The sequence below is a fragment of the Microcystis sp. M144S2 genome, assembly GCF_020246065.1.
Classification (GTDB): Bacteria; Cyanobacteriota; Cyanobacteriia; order Cyanobacteriales; family Microcystaceae; genus Microcystis; species Microcystis ichthyoblabe_A.
This window is the reverse complement of record NZ_JADBTR010000037.1, coordinates 1-14,722: the sequence shown is the minus strand read 5'-3', so window position 1 is coordinate 14,722 and position 14,722 is coordinate 1. Positions and strand designations below refer to the sequence as shown.

At 41.8% G+C, this 14,722-nt stretch carries 13 protein-coding genes; 8 read left to right on the top strand and 5 right to left on the bottom strand.

The annotated features are described in order from the left end of the window. Positions 1-331: 331 nt before the first annotated feature. Positions 332-1,327, top strand: coding sequence for a LysR family transcriptional regulator (locus IM462_RS04850; protein ID WP_002747787.1), 996 nt, complete (start codon positions 332-334; stop codon positions 1,325-1,327). A 40-nt stretch (positions 1,328-1,367) separates the two neighbouring features. Here the strand turns inward: IM462_RS04850 and IM462_RS04845 are convergent, their stop codons facing one another. Together IM462_RS04845 and IM462_RS04840 are read right to left on the bottom strand one after the other, a co-directional pair. Continuing rightward, entirely contained in the window at positions 1,368-2,033 is a 666-nt protein-coding gene (locus IM462_RS04845) for an ImmA/IrrE family metallo-endopeptidase (protein ID WP_287704648.1), read from the bottom strand. Positions 2,034-2,038: 5 nt separating this feature from the next. Next, complete coding sequence (locus tag IM462_RS04840; RefSeq protein WP_151696877.1) at positions 2,039-2,395, bottom strand: helix-turn-helix domain-containing protein; 357 nt, start codon at positions 2,393-2,395, stop codon at positions 2,039-2,041. Between the two features lie 156 nt (positions 2,396-2,551). On the opposite strand from IM462_RS04840, the gene IM462_RS04835 reads away from it, so the two are divergent. The 5 genes from IM462_RS04835 (at position 2,552) to IM462_RS04815 (ending at position 10,027) form a co-directional block, all read left to right on the top strand. Continuing rightward, positions 2,552-3,382 carry a PD-(D/E)XK nuclease family protein gene (locus IM462_RS04835; protein WP_287704644.1) on the top strand — a complete coding sequence of 277 codons (831 nt, stop codon included), beginning with the start codon at positions 2,552-2,554 and terminating at the stop codon, positions 3,380-3,382. 3 nt (positions 3,383-3,385) lie between these two features. Beyond that, the gene (locus tag IM462_RS04830; protein WP_287704642.1) at positions 3,386-5,629 is read left to right on the top strand and encodes a Piwi domain-containing protein; all 2,244 of its coding nucleotides are present in this window, start codon (positions 3,386-3,388) and stop codon (positions 5,627-5,629) included. Between the two features lie 130 nt (positions 5,630-5,759). Continuing rightward, on the top strand, positions 5,760-8,129 hold the full coding sequence (locus IM462_RS04825; RefSeq protein WP_287704640.1) for a glycogen debranching protein: 2,370 nt from the start codon (positions 5,760-5,762) through the stop codon (positions 8,127-8,129). Positions 8,130-8,301: 172 nt separating this feature from the next. Further along, positions 8,302-8,952: a TVP38/TMEM64 family protein gene (locus IM462_RS04820; RefSeq protein ID WP_287704638.1), complete on the top strand. Its 651-nt coding sequence runs from the start codon at positions 8,302-8,304 to the stop codon at positions 8,950-8,952. Positions 8,953-9,022: 70 nt separating this feature from the next. Next, positions 9,023-10,027, top strand: a complete 1,005-nt coding sequence (locus IM462_RS04815) for a DnaJ C-terminal domain-containing protein (RefSeq protein WP_287704636.1) — start codon at positions 9,023-9,025, stop codon at positions 10,025-10,027. A 243-nt stretch (positions 10,028-10,270) separates the two neighbouring features. On the opposite strand, the gene IM462_RS04810 is transcribed toward IM462_RS04815, so the two are convergent. From IM462_RS04810 to IM462_RS04800, 3 genes are all read right to left on the bottom strand, one after another. Then, positions 10,271-10,615 (bottom strand): hypothetical protein, encoded by a 345-nt coding sequence (locus IM462_RS04810; protein WP_002781516.1) that lies wholly within the window; start codon positions 10,613-10,615, stop codon positions 10,271-10,273. A gap of 126 nt (positions 10,616-10,741) precedes the next feature. Continuing rightward, positions 10,742-11,785, bottom strand: a complete 1,044-nt coding sequence (locus IM462_RS04805) for an N-acetyltransferase DgcN family protein (RefSeq protein ID WP_287704634.1) — start codon at positions 11,783-11,785, stop codon at positions 10,742-10,744. Beyond that, positions 11,778-12,830: a dipeptide epimerase gene (locus IM462_RS04800; RefSeq protein WP_287704632.1), complete on the bottom strand. Its 1,053-nt coding sequence runs from the start codon at positions 12,828-12,830 to the stop codon at positions 11,778-11,780. The genes IM462_RS04805 and IM462_RS04800 overlap by 8 nt, the downstream gene beginning before the upstream one ends. A 207-nt stretch (positions 12,831-13,037) precedes the next feature. On the opposite strand from IM462_RS04800, the gene IM462_RS04795 reads away from it, so the two are divergent. Beyond that, the gene (locus tag IM462_RS04795; RefSeq protein ID WP_287704630.1) at positions 13,038-14,201 is read left to right on the top strand and encodes an LptF/LptG family permease; all 1,164 of its coding nucleotides are present in this window, start codon (positions 13,038-13,040) and stop codon (positions 14,199-14,201) included. A gap of 60 nt (positions 14,202-14,261) precedes the next feature. Continuing rightward, positions 14,262-14,444 carry a hypothetical protein gene (locus tag IM462_RS04790; RefSeq protein ID WP_024970489.1) on the top strand — a complete coding sequence of 61 codons (183 nt, stop codon included), beginning with the start codon at positions 14,262-14,264 and terminating at the stop codon, positions 14,442-14,444. Positions 14,445-14,722 lie beyond the last annotated feature (278 nt).

Here is a 14,722-nt window from a genome sequence, read left to right as displayed (position 1 = left end):
AGACCTCTTGCAAAAGTCTTAAGTCGATCCTTGTACAGCAACATTTTTGAAGATTATCAACTACTAATAAATAATTAACTGAAAGTCCCTCCCATTATTGTTTCTATCGTTTGTTTTCGGATTTATGCAAGAGGTCTACTGATAACTCGCATCTGATAACTGGTAACTGATTACTGATTCAGGGCTGAGGACTAAAATAACCGATCATCGAACTAGCTGAAGCATTGATCCCCGTGGTGTGGTACTGTCAATTCAGTGTATTTATCTGCACTGGCTTAAGATTTGTCGCTATTGCCCTCCCCTTCTCCTGTCGCTCTTTTTGAGGCTTTCTATGACCGACATTCCTTTCACCCTAGACCAACTGAGAATTCTCAAAGCGATCGCCGCCGAAGGAAGCTTTAAACGGGCGGCAGATACCCTGTATGTATCCCAACCGGCGGTCAGTCTTCAGGTACAAAACCTCGAAAAACAGCTAAATGTGCCGTTATTTGACCGAGGGGGTCGGAAAGCTCAATTAACAGAAGCGGGACACCTACTCTTAAACTACGGCGAAAAAATTATCACTCTCTGTCAAGAAACCTGTCGGGCGATCGAAGATCTACAAAATCTGCAAGGGGGAACCCTAATCATCGGTGCTTCCCAAACCACGGGGACTTATCTTCTTCCCCGCATGATCGGACTGTTTCGGCAAAAATACCCAGAAGTATCCGTACAGCTACAAGTTCATTCCACCCGTCGCACCTCTTGGGGTGTTTTTAACGGTCAAGTGGATTTAGCCATTATCGGGGGAGAAGTTCCCGCCGAATTACAAGAAACCCTGCGGATTATCCCCTACGCAGACGATGAACTGGCTTTAGTCCTGCCTATTTTTCATCCTCTGTCTAAGGTAGAAATGATTCAAAAAGAGGATTTATATCGACTAAAATTTATCACCCTCGATTCCCAATCGACGATTCGCAAAGTCATTGATAAGGTTTTAACTCGTTGCGAGATCGATACCAAACGCTTAAAAGTGGAGATGGAACTTAACTCGATCGAGGCGATTAAAAATGCCGTACAATCCGGTTTAGGGGCGGCTTTTGTCTCGGTGACAGCGATCGAAAAAGAACTACAAATGGGCGTGATCCACGCTACCAGAATTAAAGATGTGGAAGTGAGGCGCACTTTATCGGTAATTATTAACCCGAATCGTTATCGCTCAAAAGCGGCCGAAGCTTTTACCCTAGAAATACTACCCCAATTCTCCACCTATCCAGAATATCTGGCTGACGACCACAACTTTGAACCGATTCCTAACTCGCAAACCGCCGAAATTATGAGTAAATAAGTCGCTCGAGATAGGCAAAATCTCCCCCGGAACATTGAAGCTATTTCTTGGGAAAATTACTGCTTGGGTAAATTACTTTTTTATCGACTTTAATCCAATGGAGACTTTCTAAACGACTTCTAAGATTAGTAATAGTTACTCCCAACTCGTCGGCGATCGCATACAGATGTCCCCATTTAGTCAAGTCACGGCCCTTGATGGCTTTCTCTAACTCACTCATCGGCATTAGTAAACAACTGGCAAAATATTGGGCTTGCCATTCAATTCTTTGGCTAGAATCAACTGTCCGACACAGAAAAGGTTGAATTGTCTCTAAGGAATCTCCCTGATGGATTCGATCCAAAAAGTTAGAGACAGCCGTTTGATTAATATGAAGGACAAAATGACCAATTTCATGGGCTAAACTCGAATTTTTAAAACCCTCTTTTGCTAGGGATGAATTTTGGGAATCTCTTAAGAATTTTACATCTTCATTAAGAATAATTTTCTTTTCTGTGGGAATAATCATCGCGGCGATTTCTCCCTCCTTATCTGGCTTTATGTCCGTCCATTCAATAGCCAAATCAAAATAATCAGCCGCTGCTTCCGAAATATCGCAATTTTTTAAGGGACGACGACGATTAGCTTTTACTTTCTTCAGAATATTGTCTGCCTGAGCTTCAATCACTGCTTTGGGAATAAAACTATAGGGTTTAATAATATCCAAGATATTTACTCCTCTGGTTCTAATTTTGTCGCCTCAGAAATAATTTTTTTGGCAAAATTAGGATTGTCTTTCATGCGACGCAATAAAATTGGCATTTGTTGGTATTTTTGAACTAACTCTTTGAAGACTTTTTGATCATCTGAACTAATTCGTCCTGCCAATTCCCCTAATGTTTGAGCATTTAATTTTAAATGAGTCGCTAAGGACTCAATAACCTGCTGACTAGGAGGATAACCCGCATGATCATTTTCTAGCTTCGATAGATAGGTATAGTCCACCCCAATCAACTTAGCTAGTTCTCTCTGACTATATTCCTCCTCTCGACGAGCTTTGCGGATAACCTGTCCAAATGTTTCTGACACTGCTTTTCTCCCAACCGCCCAAAAAAATTATATCAAGGGTTGACTATTTCAGTCAACATAGGCTAGAGTTAGTTCATCGGCGTTGATTATTTTAGTCAACACCAGAGCAAACACTGCCGTATCATCCTAGCATTATCCTGACTGAGGGGAAAAATCGTGTCCTGCCAGTTTCCCAAAAAGCCTTGGTATCCTCCGATCAGCTATAGTCTTTGGCGATCGCTAAAACCAGCGATTGGCTATGAGAATTGGCATTGTCAGACAAAACGGGGGTTTGAAAAAGCGCGAAACAAAGAACCAGAAGTCCAAAGATTACTATCACAAGATAATCAACCGCAAAAAATTGGTAAGTTGGCACAACGAGGAGTTTTTGAGTTTCATCAAGAGTCGGTGAGATTATCTGATACCGATGGGGTGGAACAAGTGGCAGAAATCCTGCAATTAAATCAAGAATCTCCAGAAATTAAAGCCAGGGTTTTAGTAATTTTAAACAATTACTATCAACAACCAATTTTATTGAATCAAGAGATTATTAATTTATCTAGAGGCGATGAAGGTTATCCAGAACCTATTGTTATCGAGCAAGGTAACTATCGGTTTAATTTGTCCGCTGCCTTTGATTGTATTTTCAGAGAAGCTGATGACACTATACATATTTTAGATTTGAAAACTGGTCAATCTAATTTTGATCGTCGTCAGGCTCATATTTATTTACTGGCGGCTAGTTACCGTTATCCTCATAAAAAAATTGTCGCTTCTTTTTACAATTTAGAAACCCAAACAAGCTCAGAAAATATCTCCCTGTCTTCCGAGGCAATAGAAGCAGTTAAAATCGAACTAGCTTCCCTGTCCAAAAAACATCAACAACAACTAAAAAAATATAAAGATCACCCCGAAGATTTTTATCATATTTTCCCGCCCCAAAGTGGCTATGCCTGTAGTTATTGTCCTTTTACATCGATTTGTGATTATGCAAATAAGGAGGTTTAGATCATGAATTACACAGAAACTAAAACAGCCAACTCTCCAATATTTTTGAGTGAAATTAGTTCCTTAACTCTCAAGAATAATTGTTTAAATTGTTTTAAGCTTAATCATCAAGTTACTAGAAAAATAGGTAATCGGTTTAGTTGGCAATTCAGTCATAAGTTTCCCGATGTGGTGGTTATTTTTGAAGATCATTGTTTTTGGGTATTAGCTAAAGAGGAAAAATCTCTTCCCTCTCCACAACAGTGGAAAGAAGCTTTATCAGATATTCAAGAGGTTTTACGAGAAGATATTGGCGATCACTATTATTCTATTCATTGGCTAAAAGACTGGCAGATAACAGCTTTAGTTACAGCACAATTAGCAGTTAGAATTCTGAAAATATTTGGTAAATTTTCCTATCCAATAGTTTTTCCCAAAGATAGTCAGATAAGTGAAAACCAAGTACAGGTAAGGAGAGAAGTTAACTTTTGGGCAGAAATCATCAATGACACCGATCCAGCTATTTGTTTAACTCTTGAAAGTAGTATTGTCTATAGTGGAGATTTAGAACAGTTTTATGAAAATCATCCCTATAGACAAGATGCCGCTAAATTATTAGTAGGTTTAAAGGTTAAAACTATAGAAACTAATGGGACAGCTAAAATTATTAAAATAGCGGGTACAATTGGGGAAAAAAGAGAGGAACTATTAACAAAAGCTACGGGTTCAATTAGTCGAAGAAAATTAGAAGAAGCTCATCTGGGGCAGCCAGTGGTGGCGGTACAATTTGGCAAAAATCCCAAGGAGTATATTTATCCATTGGCAGCTTTAAAACCCTGTATGACAGATAAGGATGAGAGTTTATTTCAAGTTAATTACGGAGAGTTATTAAAGAAAACAAAAATCTTCTATGCTGAACGACAAGAACTATTAAAGTTGTATAAACAGGAAGCACAAAAGACTTTAAATAACTTTGGATTTCAGTTAAGAGAAAGAAGTATTAACAGCAGGGAAAATCCCGACTTCTTTTGGACTCCTTCTATTTCTCTTGAGCAAACTCCTATCTTATTTGGTAAGGGAGAAAGGGGAGAAAAAAGAGAAACTCTCAAAGGATTGTCGAAGGGGGGTGTATATCAACGTCATCGAGAATATGAGGATCATGCTCGTAAAATTCGTTTAGCTATTCTGAAACCATCTAATTTGAAAGTGGGAGATTTTAGAGAACAATTAGAAAAGCGATTAAAACTTTATAAATTTGAAACTATTTTGCCAGCAGAGAATCAAATAAATTTCTCTGTTGAAGGTGTAGGATTTGAAAAAAGAGCCAGACTGGAAGAAGCAGTTAATCAATTAATTCGAGGAGAAATTCCTGTAGATATTGCTTTAGTATTTCTTCCTCAAGAAGATCGCAATGCTGATAATACTGAAGAAGGAAGTTTATATTCCTGGATTAAAAAAAAGTTCTTGGAGCGTGGAGTTATGACTCAAATGATTTATGAGAAAACTTTAAATAATAAGGGTCAATATAATAATATTCTCCATCAAGTTGTCCCAGGGATCCTAGCCAAACTAGGAAATTTACCCTATGTTCTTGCTGAACCTCTAGAAATTGCCGATTATTTTATTGGTTTAGATGTGGGAAGGAAGCCTAAAAAAAATCTGCCGGGGAGTCTCAATGTTTGTGCAAGTGTGCGACTATATGGAAAACAGGGAGAATTTGTTCGCTGTCGGGTAGAAGATAGTTTAACCGAGGGAGAAGAAATTCCTCAACGTATGCTGGAAAATTTTTTACCGCAAGCTGAACTAAAAAATCAGACAGTTCTCATTTACAGAGATGGTAAATTTCAAGGAAAGGAGGTTGACAATTTACTGGCAAGAGCTAGAGCAATTAATGCTAAATTTATTCTCGTAGAATGTTATAAGACTGGCATTCCTAGACTTTATAATCTTCAGCAAAAACAGATAAATGCTCCCTCCAAAGGATTAGCTTTAGCTTTATCAAATCGGGAAGTTATCCTGATAACGTCCCAAGTTTCTGAAAAAATTGGTGTTCCTCGTCCCTTGCGATTAAAAGTTCATGAATTAGGAGAGCAAGTAAATTTAAAACAGTTAGTTGACACCACGTTAAAATTAACTTTACTCCACTATGGTTCTCTCAAAGATCCCCGTTTACCTATCCCTTTGTATGGAGCGGACATTATTGCTTATCGACGCTTACAAGGAATTTATCCTAGTTTATTAGAAGATGATTGTCAATTCTGGCTTTAGAGAGGAAAATTATTTAAGTAGTTACTAGGAATTGCATAGCCGTTTTTTTTTGGAGCAAGCTTTAGATTTTTTTCTTATTTCTTTGAGCGAAAAATGTCTATTATCAAAGGCGATATTACCCCGCCAATTTATGTTACCAGCGCTCGGTCAAAATCATCCCCAATCTGGTAATTATGCCCCCCTAGATAGCCATCTCTGGGCCGATGCCACCTATCCCCTCGGGGCGCATTATCGGAGCGATAGTGTCACCTTTGCCGTCTATTCTAAAAATGCCAGTCAGATTCTTCTGGAAATCTACGATCGCCCGACGGGAGAAAACGCTAAGTATGATTACTGGTTGACAAAAAACCCAAAGGATGATACGTGGCGGGCAAAAATCGCCAGTATTCCCCACGGCAGTTACTACGCTTTTCGCTGTTGGGGTCCCAATTGGCAATTTGATCAAAAATGGCAAAGAGGCCATAGTAACGCTGGTTTTCGGGCAGATGTGGACGATTTTGGCCATCGTTTTAACCCCAATAAAGTCCTCTTCGATCCCTACGCGCGAGAACTTTCCCACGACCTGGAAACCCCGGCCATGATCGCGGCCGGAGAAAATGCGGGAATGTATGCCACGGGAGGGGGGAACTACAAAGGAGTGATCCAGCGGCAATACGATACGGGTAAATGGTCGCCCAAAGGCATTGTGATCGCTCTGGATGGGACTTCCACCGGGATTCGTCCCCGTCTGGGTGCCGAAAAAGCGATCATTTATGAGGCCCATGTGCGCGGTTTAAGCAATCACCCCTCCGCTAGTCGTTTAGAAGATATTCTCAAGGGAGTTAAGGGTTTTGAGGAAGTGGCTAACGTTCCTGACCAGTACAGAGGAACTTACGCGGGGGCCGGCTATATGGCCAAATACCTGAAAGCGCTGGGATTTACCACGATCGAACTCTTACCAGTCCAGGAAACCGCTAACGATAATAACCCCGACGATCGCCCCAGCGGTAACTATTGGGGTTACATGACCTTTGGTTATTTCGCCCCCGATCGCCGTTATGCTTATGATCGCTCCCCCGGGGGACCCACCAGAGAATTTAAGGCCATGGTCAAAGCTTTCCACGACCAAGGCATGGAAGTTTATCTCGATGTGGTCTATAATCACACCGGAGAAGGGGGCAATTGGGGCAGCAACGATGTCACCGGATTTGTTAGTTTTGGTGGTTTTGATGTGGTGGAATACTATCAACTCACCGACGAACATTATCTACTCGATGGGGCGACAGGCTGCGGAAATCAATTAAACTTTTCCCATATTGTCACCTGTAATCTGGTTCTTGATTCCCTCACCTATTGGTTAGAAACCATGGGAGTTGATGGTTTTCGTTTTGATCTGGCCCCCGTCCTCGGCCGAACTCCTTCTAGTCATCAACGAGAAGATCGGGGCAAACAAAAACAATTCTTCCCTAAACATACTTTGTTAGAAAAGATCGAGAAATTAGGCAAGAAATACGATGCGGAAATGATCGCCGAATCTTGGGATATCTGGGGTTACGAAGTGGGGAATTTCCCATCGGGTTGGGGCGAGTGGAATGGCCGTTATCGCGATGCAATTCGGCGTTTTTTAAAGGGAGATGGTAATACTTTTAAATTCATCGAACAGGTGAACGGAGATTATTGCAATTTTAACGACCAAGGCGGACCACAAAAATCGATCAGTTTTATTGTTGCCCACGATGGTTTTACCCTGATGGATTTGGTCAGTTATAACCACAAAAATAACCTTACTCCCTGGCCTTTTGGTCCTTCCGATGGCGGCAATACTAATAACGATTCTTGGGATTCTGGGGGTGATCAGGCCTTACGTCGCCAAAGATTACGCAACTTTTGGACGATTCAATTTTTATCTCGCGGTGTTCCCATGACTGTCTGGGGTGATGAATTTGGCCGCAGCCAAAATGGTAATAATAATCCCTACAATATTGATAGTGTGGCTACTTGGAATAATTATGATATGATTGCCACCCGTTCACCCCATCTACTGCCCACGGGTTATCGGGAAGCTTATCACAATAATTTTGGCACGGGAACTAATCAAGAAGAACACAATCCTTTATTTATTTTTGCCGCTTATATTGCTCACTTAAGAAACAATCATATAGCACTAAAACAGCGCCGCTATGGCGATATGGTTCTCGATGCAGGCAATGATGTCACCTATTTATTTAAAAAAACCGATGGGGTTAGCGATTTAACTGCCGATGATCGCTGTATTTGGTTTTTAATTGATGGTAGTGCCGTCGGTGATCACGATTTTTTGGTGTTAATTAATATGTATTATCTGCCAGTGGATTTTCGTCTTCCCCCGTCATCGAATAATTATCGTTGGCTAAGAATTATTGACACGGCAGCTTGGGCAGAAACCGATTATAATTGTTGGTCTGTGGATCAAGGGACAGTAATTGCCGATAACTACAAAGTCAATGGTTTTTCGATCGTGGTTTGCGAGGAGATTAACTGAACTACCCACAGCGATATCGGGGGTAATTTGGGGACAGATAGGGCAGCCCGCTAATATTGAGATCGAGAGCGATTCTTAGCCGATTTCTGCTATATTTTTGGCAATAGGGAAATATTGACCCCGGCTGCATCTTATGTTTTATAACCCGCACTTAGCCCAAAATTACCGTTAAATGTCTAAAACTAAAAGTAGTGTTATTATCCTAACCATAATTTGTATTATCGCCACGGCGATCGGAGTTTATCTGCTCGGTGGTATCGACTCCCAACAATTACAGATCTGGTTAAAACAAATGGGAATTATGGCCCCCATTTTGTATATTATTCTCTATACGATCGGGACAATTTTAATCCTGCCTTCTACCCCATTAAACCTCAGTGGTGGGGCTATCTTTGGGGTAGTTATGGGAACAGTTTGGACAACGATCGCCGCTTTGGTGGCCGCTATAGTTGCCTTTGCTTTTACCCGTACTATCGGCCGGGAATATACCGCCAAAAAATTTCAGGGAAAATGGCAAGCGATCGATGCAGAAATGCAGCAAGGCGGCCTATTTTATATGTTTGCTATCCGTCTATTACCGATTATTCCCTACGGTATCGTTAACTTTGTTGCGGGATTAACTTCTATCCGTTTTCGCGATTATTTCATCGGTACTTTATTAGGCACTGTCCCCGGAATTTTACCCTTTGTCATGATGGGTGCGGGTTTAAAATCTTTGGGAAAAGGCGATATATTGCCCCTAATGGTGGCTTTTACCCTTATTGCTCTGTTAGTAGGTGTGGGAACTTGGTATCGTCGTCGTCGGCAATTTCCCTTTCAGTGATCAACGATAAAATTAAGTTAGATTAGGAATATCCCGACTGAATCCTCATTGCTAAGGAGATAGCGTATCGATGCCTGCCGCAGATTATAAAGATTATTATGCCGTTCTGGGAGTAGGTAAAACTGCCAGTGCTGAAGAAATTAAAAAAGCTTTTCGTAAATTAGCCGTCAAATATCACCCCGATCGCAATCCTAACGATAAAAGCGCCGAAGAACGTTTTAAAGAAATTAGTGAAGCTTACGAAGTCCTCTCCGATAGCGAAAAACGCCAAAAATACGATCAATTTGGACAATATTGGCAACAGGCCGGGCGATCAAATTGGCCGGGTAATGGGGGGGTTGACTTTGGTTCGGACGGTTTTGACTTTAGCCAGTACAACACCTTTGATGATTTTATCAATGAACTGCTCGGTCGCATGGGGCGCTCCGGCGGTACTCGCCCCGGTTCCCATTCCTACGGGACTCCGGGGAGAGGATTTGGCGATTTTAGCAATTTTAACGACTTTGCCGGCTCTCGTACTGCACCGCAATCCGTCACTTCTGGCATCTCCACCGCTAAACTACGTCTGAGTTTTGCGGAAGCTTTACGAGGAGTACAAAAACGGGTTAATTTAGCCGGAGAAATGATCGATATCAAAATCCCCCCAGGAACTAAAACCGGTAATCGTCTCCGGGTACGGGGTAAAGGACTAATCGATCCCTTGAGTAAACAACGGGGAGATCTATTTCTCGATGTGGAATTAGAACCCCATCCTTTCTTTGCTTTTGAAGGCGATAATTTAACCTGTGAAGTGCCGATTACCCCCGATGAGGCGGTTTTAGGCACAGCGATCGAAGTTCCTACCCCTGATGGCCTGGTGACGGTAAAAGTTCCCGCCGGTATTCGTTCCGGTCAATCCCTGCGCTTACGCAGCAAAGGTTGGATCGATAATAAAGGACAACGCGGCGATCAATTAGTCAAAATTGTTATCGATACTCCCAAAGAATTAACGGCGATCGAACGGGAATTATACGAGAAAATTAAATCTCAGCGTACCACCGATCCCCGTCGTCATCTCAGACAGGTGCAAATTTAGTCCCTATATCTTAATAGTGAGGTACGAAGTCTTCGTTTTGGGGAGTCAGGAGACAGGATCAGATTAGCTTATACTTCATCTTGATGAGAAACGCTATATCAGTTATCAGTTATCAGTTATCAGTTATCAGTGGTTAGTCACTGTTCACTGTTTGCTGTTTACCGCCTCTGGGGTTTATAAGTAGTTAGGTGTTAAAAATCGTCAGTTTCCCCCTTATCAAGGGGGGATTAAGGGGGGATCGATCTAGAATTTAACCTTACTAGCCAACCAATTAGTAATTAATTTGGGGCTATTTTTTTTCACCCAATAGAGAGCATAAATTCTGAATATAGGCTTAGAAAAACGAGCGATCGCTTTCATAATAAAATTTAAGTAACGACGATGAAACTTTTTATTAATTAAATTTAACGAACCCACATCGTAAAGACAGTCGATGATAATTCTAAAAGTCGTTTCCTCTCTTTGGAATAAACTATCTATTAACAATAGCACTTCCTGAATCCGTTGCTGTTTAAGCTGTTCTTCTTCGGAAACAGCCGAGAGAATCTGCTGCTGCTTAGATAATTTACTATCCGATGGGGTTAACATGATATGGTCGCCGAAAAACTAATTTGTTTTGATTTTATCCCTATTTGCTGATTTAGCAAGGCAAAACTCCCCATCTATCGCCGTTTTTAGAATAACAGGAGTCATTAACTGATCAGTGATCACTGTTTACTGATCACTGATCACTGATAATAACCCTTGACCGCCAAAACGGACAACATCGGTACAAAATAACCCCGTTTCCTCCTGCACAGTTTCTATAGCTTTAACTGCCGCCTCCGGACTAAGATGAAAAGTATTTAAACTAATCCCCTTTACCTTCACCTCCCCAAAACTTCCCCCAGCGCTGGCAGTCATTTCGTAGAGTTTAATCACTTCCGTTAGGGGAGGGATGAGAATATCGGGTAAATCTTTGATATGAATTTGTCCGGCACGATGGACGAGAATTAACCCCGTTGGTTGACTGCCACGCATTAAGGGCAAGGTAGCGGTGGATCCAGGGTGCAAAAGAGAACCTTGACCCTCAATAAACAGAATATCGTTATTTTCTGCCGATTCTAACACCAAAGCCTCGATCGCACCAGCAGCATAATCGACGCGCACTGCATCCAAGGGTACACCTTTTCCCGCGATCATAATTCCCCCCTGTCCAGTGGCTAAAAATTGCGATTTTAGCCCTTTTTCTTGAGCTGCCCGATGTAATTCGATGCTAGTGGACATTTTGCCCACACTCATATCCGTCCCTACCGTTAAAATACGCTGACAGGTTAAATTTTTCGCCCGCGCTTGCCCAATTTTTAAGCCTTGGGGTTCCAGACGGATATCCCAAATCCATTGATCCGGTTTAAGCTGAGGAAAAAGGGGTTTTAGGGGTGTATGGAGACCATTAACGAGAGATAAACCCGCATTTACCGCCTCTTTGATTTCTTCTAGCCAATCGGGGGGTAAAATGCCTCCTGAGGGTGCGATGCCAATTAACAGGGTATCGGGATGATAGGTTAGAGCTTCCCTAACAGTAGCAACAATCGGCAAGGGGCGATCGATTCCGGCCACTTCTTTTAAGGCGCTGCCGGCGCTTTCTGCGTCAATAATCGCCACTACCTGCGCTTTCGCGTAACGCAGATAACTTAATCCGGTTTTGCCGCGAGTTCCTTTAATTCCTTCGTGGAGAAGAATCGCTACTTTCTTATCAGGAGTCAAATAATTAGTCATCTTTTGTCCGTAAACTAACACCCAAACCGGGTGAATTATTTGGTTGTAAACGTCCCTTTTCTAAGCTTAATCCCGTGAAGGGATCATCGCGTAAATTTAAATGACTATCTAGGTCAAGATAGTTGACAAGCGGGCCAAGATGTGCTAGAGCAGTATTGGCTAAACTGCTGTCAGAGTAACATCCGAACATAATTTGCAGTCGGCAAGCTTGGGCAATATGAATCATTCTCTGCACTTCGGCTAATCCACCAGCTTTCATTAGTTTAATATTAATGCCGTGGACTCGATCGGCCAGTTTCGGGATATCTTGACTAGAAAAACAGCTTTCATCGACGAAGATAGGTAGGGGCGATTTTTGGTATAAATCAATTAAATCTCGTTCTTGTCCCACGGATAGGGGTTGTTCCACATAAATAACGCCTTTTTCCTCTAACCATTGGCACATTTTCACCGCATCCCTAAATGTCCAACCACCATTAGCATCGACAGTTAGGGGCAAATGGGGGACAATTTCTTTAATGGCCAGAATTATGGCTTGATCGGCTTCTATACCGTCTGGTGAGCCTAATTTGACTTTTAATAAGCTAAAATCGCCAATTTCTAGCCAATCTAACACCCTCTTCCCCACATTTTCTGGAGCATTTAAACCGATAGTAACAGAAACCGGCGGAATTAAAGAGCGATCGAGTCCAAAAATTTGCCAGAGAGGTAAATTAGCTTTTTTGCCTAACCAGTCGTGCAGTGCGGTGTCAATAGCGGCACGAGTAGCCGAAGATATCTGATTTTGCCATAAAATTTTCTCAATTTCTTGGCGTTGACAGGGATGAAAAGATTGTAAAATAGGAGCGATCGAGTTTAATTCTTGCAGGATTTTACCTGGTTTTTTCTCCTCGCTGGTAATATCAAAAGGGGATGCCTCTCCCCAACCTTCGATATTTTCCTCGCTAATTTTCAGCCAGATATTAGTATTTTCGCTGGTAGTGCCGCGACTAATCGTTAAAGGTACTCGTTTATGAATAGTAAAAGTTTGCCAGTTTAGCAGCATAATTCACCTAGGGATGATCGGGGAATAGGAACAGAAAAATTATCTACACTTACCCAAATCCTTACTTCTGTCCACTCTCCCCGCAATCATACAACTTCCGGCGGTGTTTTTCGTCAAAGACAAAATATGATAGGCTAACCGAAGGGATAGGCAAGACGGCTGCGGGTTAGGAAATGGGATGAAAGAGGAGTAAGTTAACCAAAATCAATGATTAAGAAAAAGATTTCTTACTGGGTAAATGGAGGTATTGCCCTCATTGATCGCTATCTGATCAGCCAACTACTACCCCCATTTTTATTTAGTGTTGGTTTATTTGCCTCTTTGGGAGTAGCGATCGGCAATCTTTCCGATTTGGCTAATCAGGTAGTTGATGCTAATCTACCCCTTGTATCGGCCCTAGAAATTCTCCTGTTAAAAGTGCCAGAATTTGTCACTTATTCCCTACCAGTTTCTCTTTTGCTGGCCACTTTAATCACCTACGGTCGTTTAAGTAGTGATAGTGAAACCGTTGCCCTACAAAGCTGTGGAGTCACTCTTTACCGTCTTTTTGTACCCACTTTTTGCCTGAGTTTAATAGTTACAGTTGTGACATTTTTATTAAATGAATATGTGGTTCCCAATGCTAATTATCGAGCCACAGAAATTTTAGTGCAGAAAATTAATAAAGAAGCAAATTTTTGGAAAAATAAAGACTTTTATTATCCCGATTATGAAATAAAAACCCTAGAAAATGGTACGATTAATCGCAATTTAAGAAGTTTATTTTATGCCGAACAATTTGACGGGGAAAAGATGAAAACCGTCACCGTTATCCGTTGGCTAAAAGAAGAATTAAATCAAATTATTATCGCCGATTCGGCCCGTTGGAATGCCGTCGATAACGTCTGGGACTTTTTTAACGGCATTATCTATGAATTAACCCCCCCTAACGCCTCCTATAGCCAAGTTATCCCCTTTAAAGCCGAAAAAATCGCTTTATCTCGCTCCGCTTTCGATTTTGCTCGTCAAAGCCGCGATCCCTACGAGATGAACATACCACAGGCGATCGAATATGTGCAACTGCTCAAACTCAGTGGCGATGAGAAAAGAGTCAGGTTTTTTCAAGTGCGAATCCAGCAAAAAATCGCCTTTCCCTTTGTCTGTATCGTCTTTGCTACCATAGGTTGTGCCTTGGGTTCTCTACCGCAAAGAATCAGTCGGGGAACCAGTTTCGGTCTCAGTGTCGCCATTGTTTTCCTCTATTATCTTTTAAACTTCCTTGTCGGCAGCTTGGGACTAACCGCCACCCTCTCCCCCTTCCTAGCTGCCTGGCTGCCTAACTTTTTCGGTTTTGGGTTGGGTCTCTGGTTATTATGGCGACTTAACGGTTAGACTTTTTTGAAAATTTTCGTCAAGATAGGAGACGTAGAGTTATAGCAGGCCTCTTAGTCTATGTTTCCCTTTTTCTTTAACACTTGTGGCAGCAATTCCTGTGGCAGCACTTCCCGCCAAGAATACCAAGAGCGTAAGTTAACATTCCTCAAATGGATGCGCGACGACCTCGAAACCCGTCTAGCGGGATTAAATGCCGCTATCGAAACTATCGAGCGTCAAATCGGTCGGGAAGGTCAATAAACCCTGAAAATAGGCGAGTTTTCCCCTCGCCTTCTCCCCACAATTGGCTAAAAGAGATAATAGGAGTCTATCGTTATTGTAATCGGCACTCGGCCTGCATGGGTTACGCTACCGCTAACCCATCCTACAAATAATTGCGGTTCTTCCGAACTTACACTGTAGAAAATTCCCCAAGCTCCCTCTCTGTCCAGCAATGCTCTAAAGTTGATAAATATCAATCTAACAAAAACTCAAAGCCCTATTGTACAAGCTTTACAAGCATGAGTTGTTGATAGTTT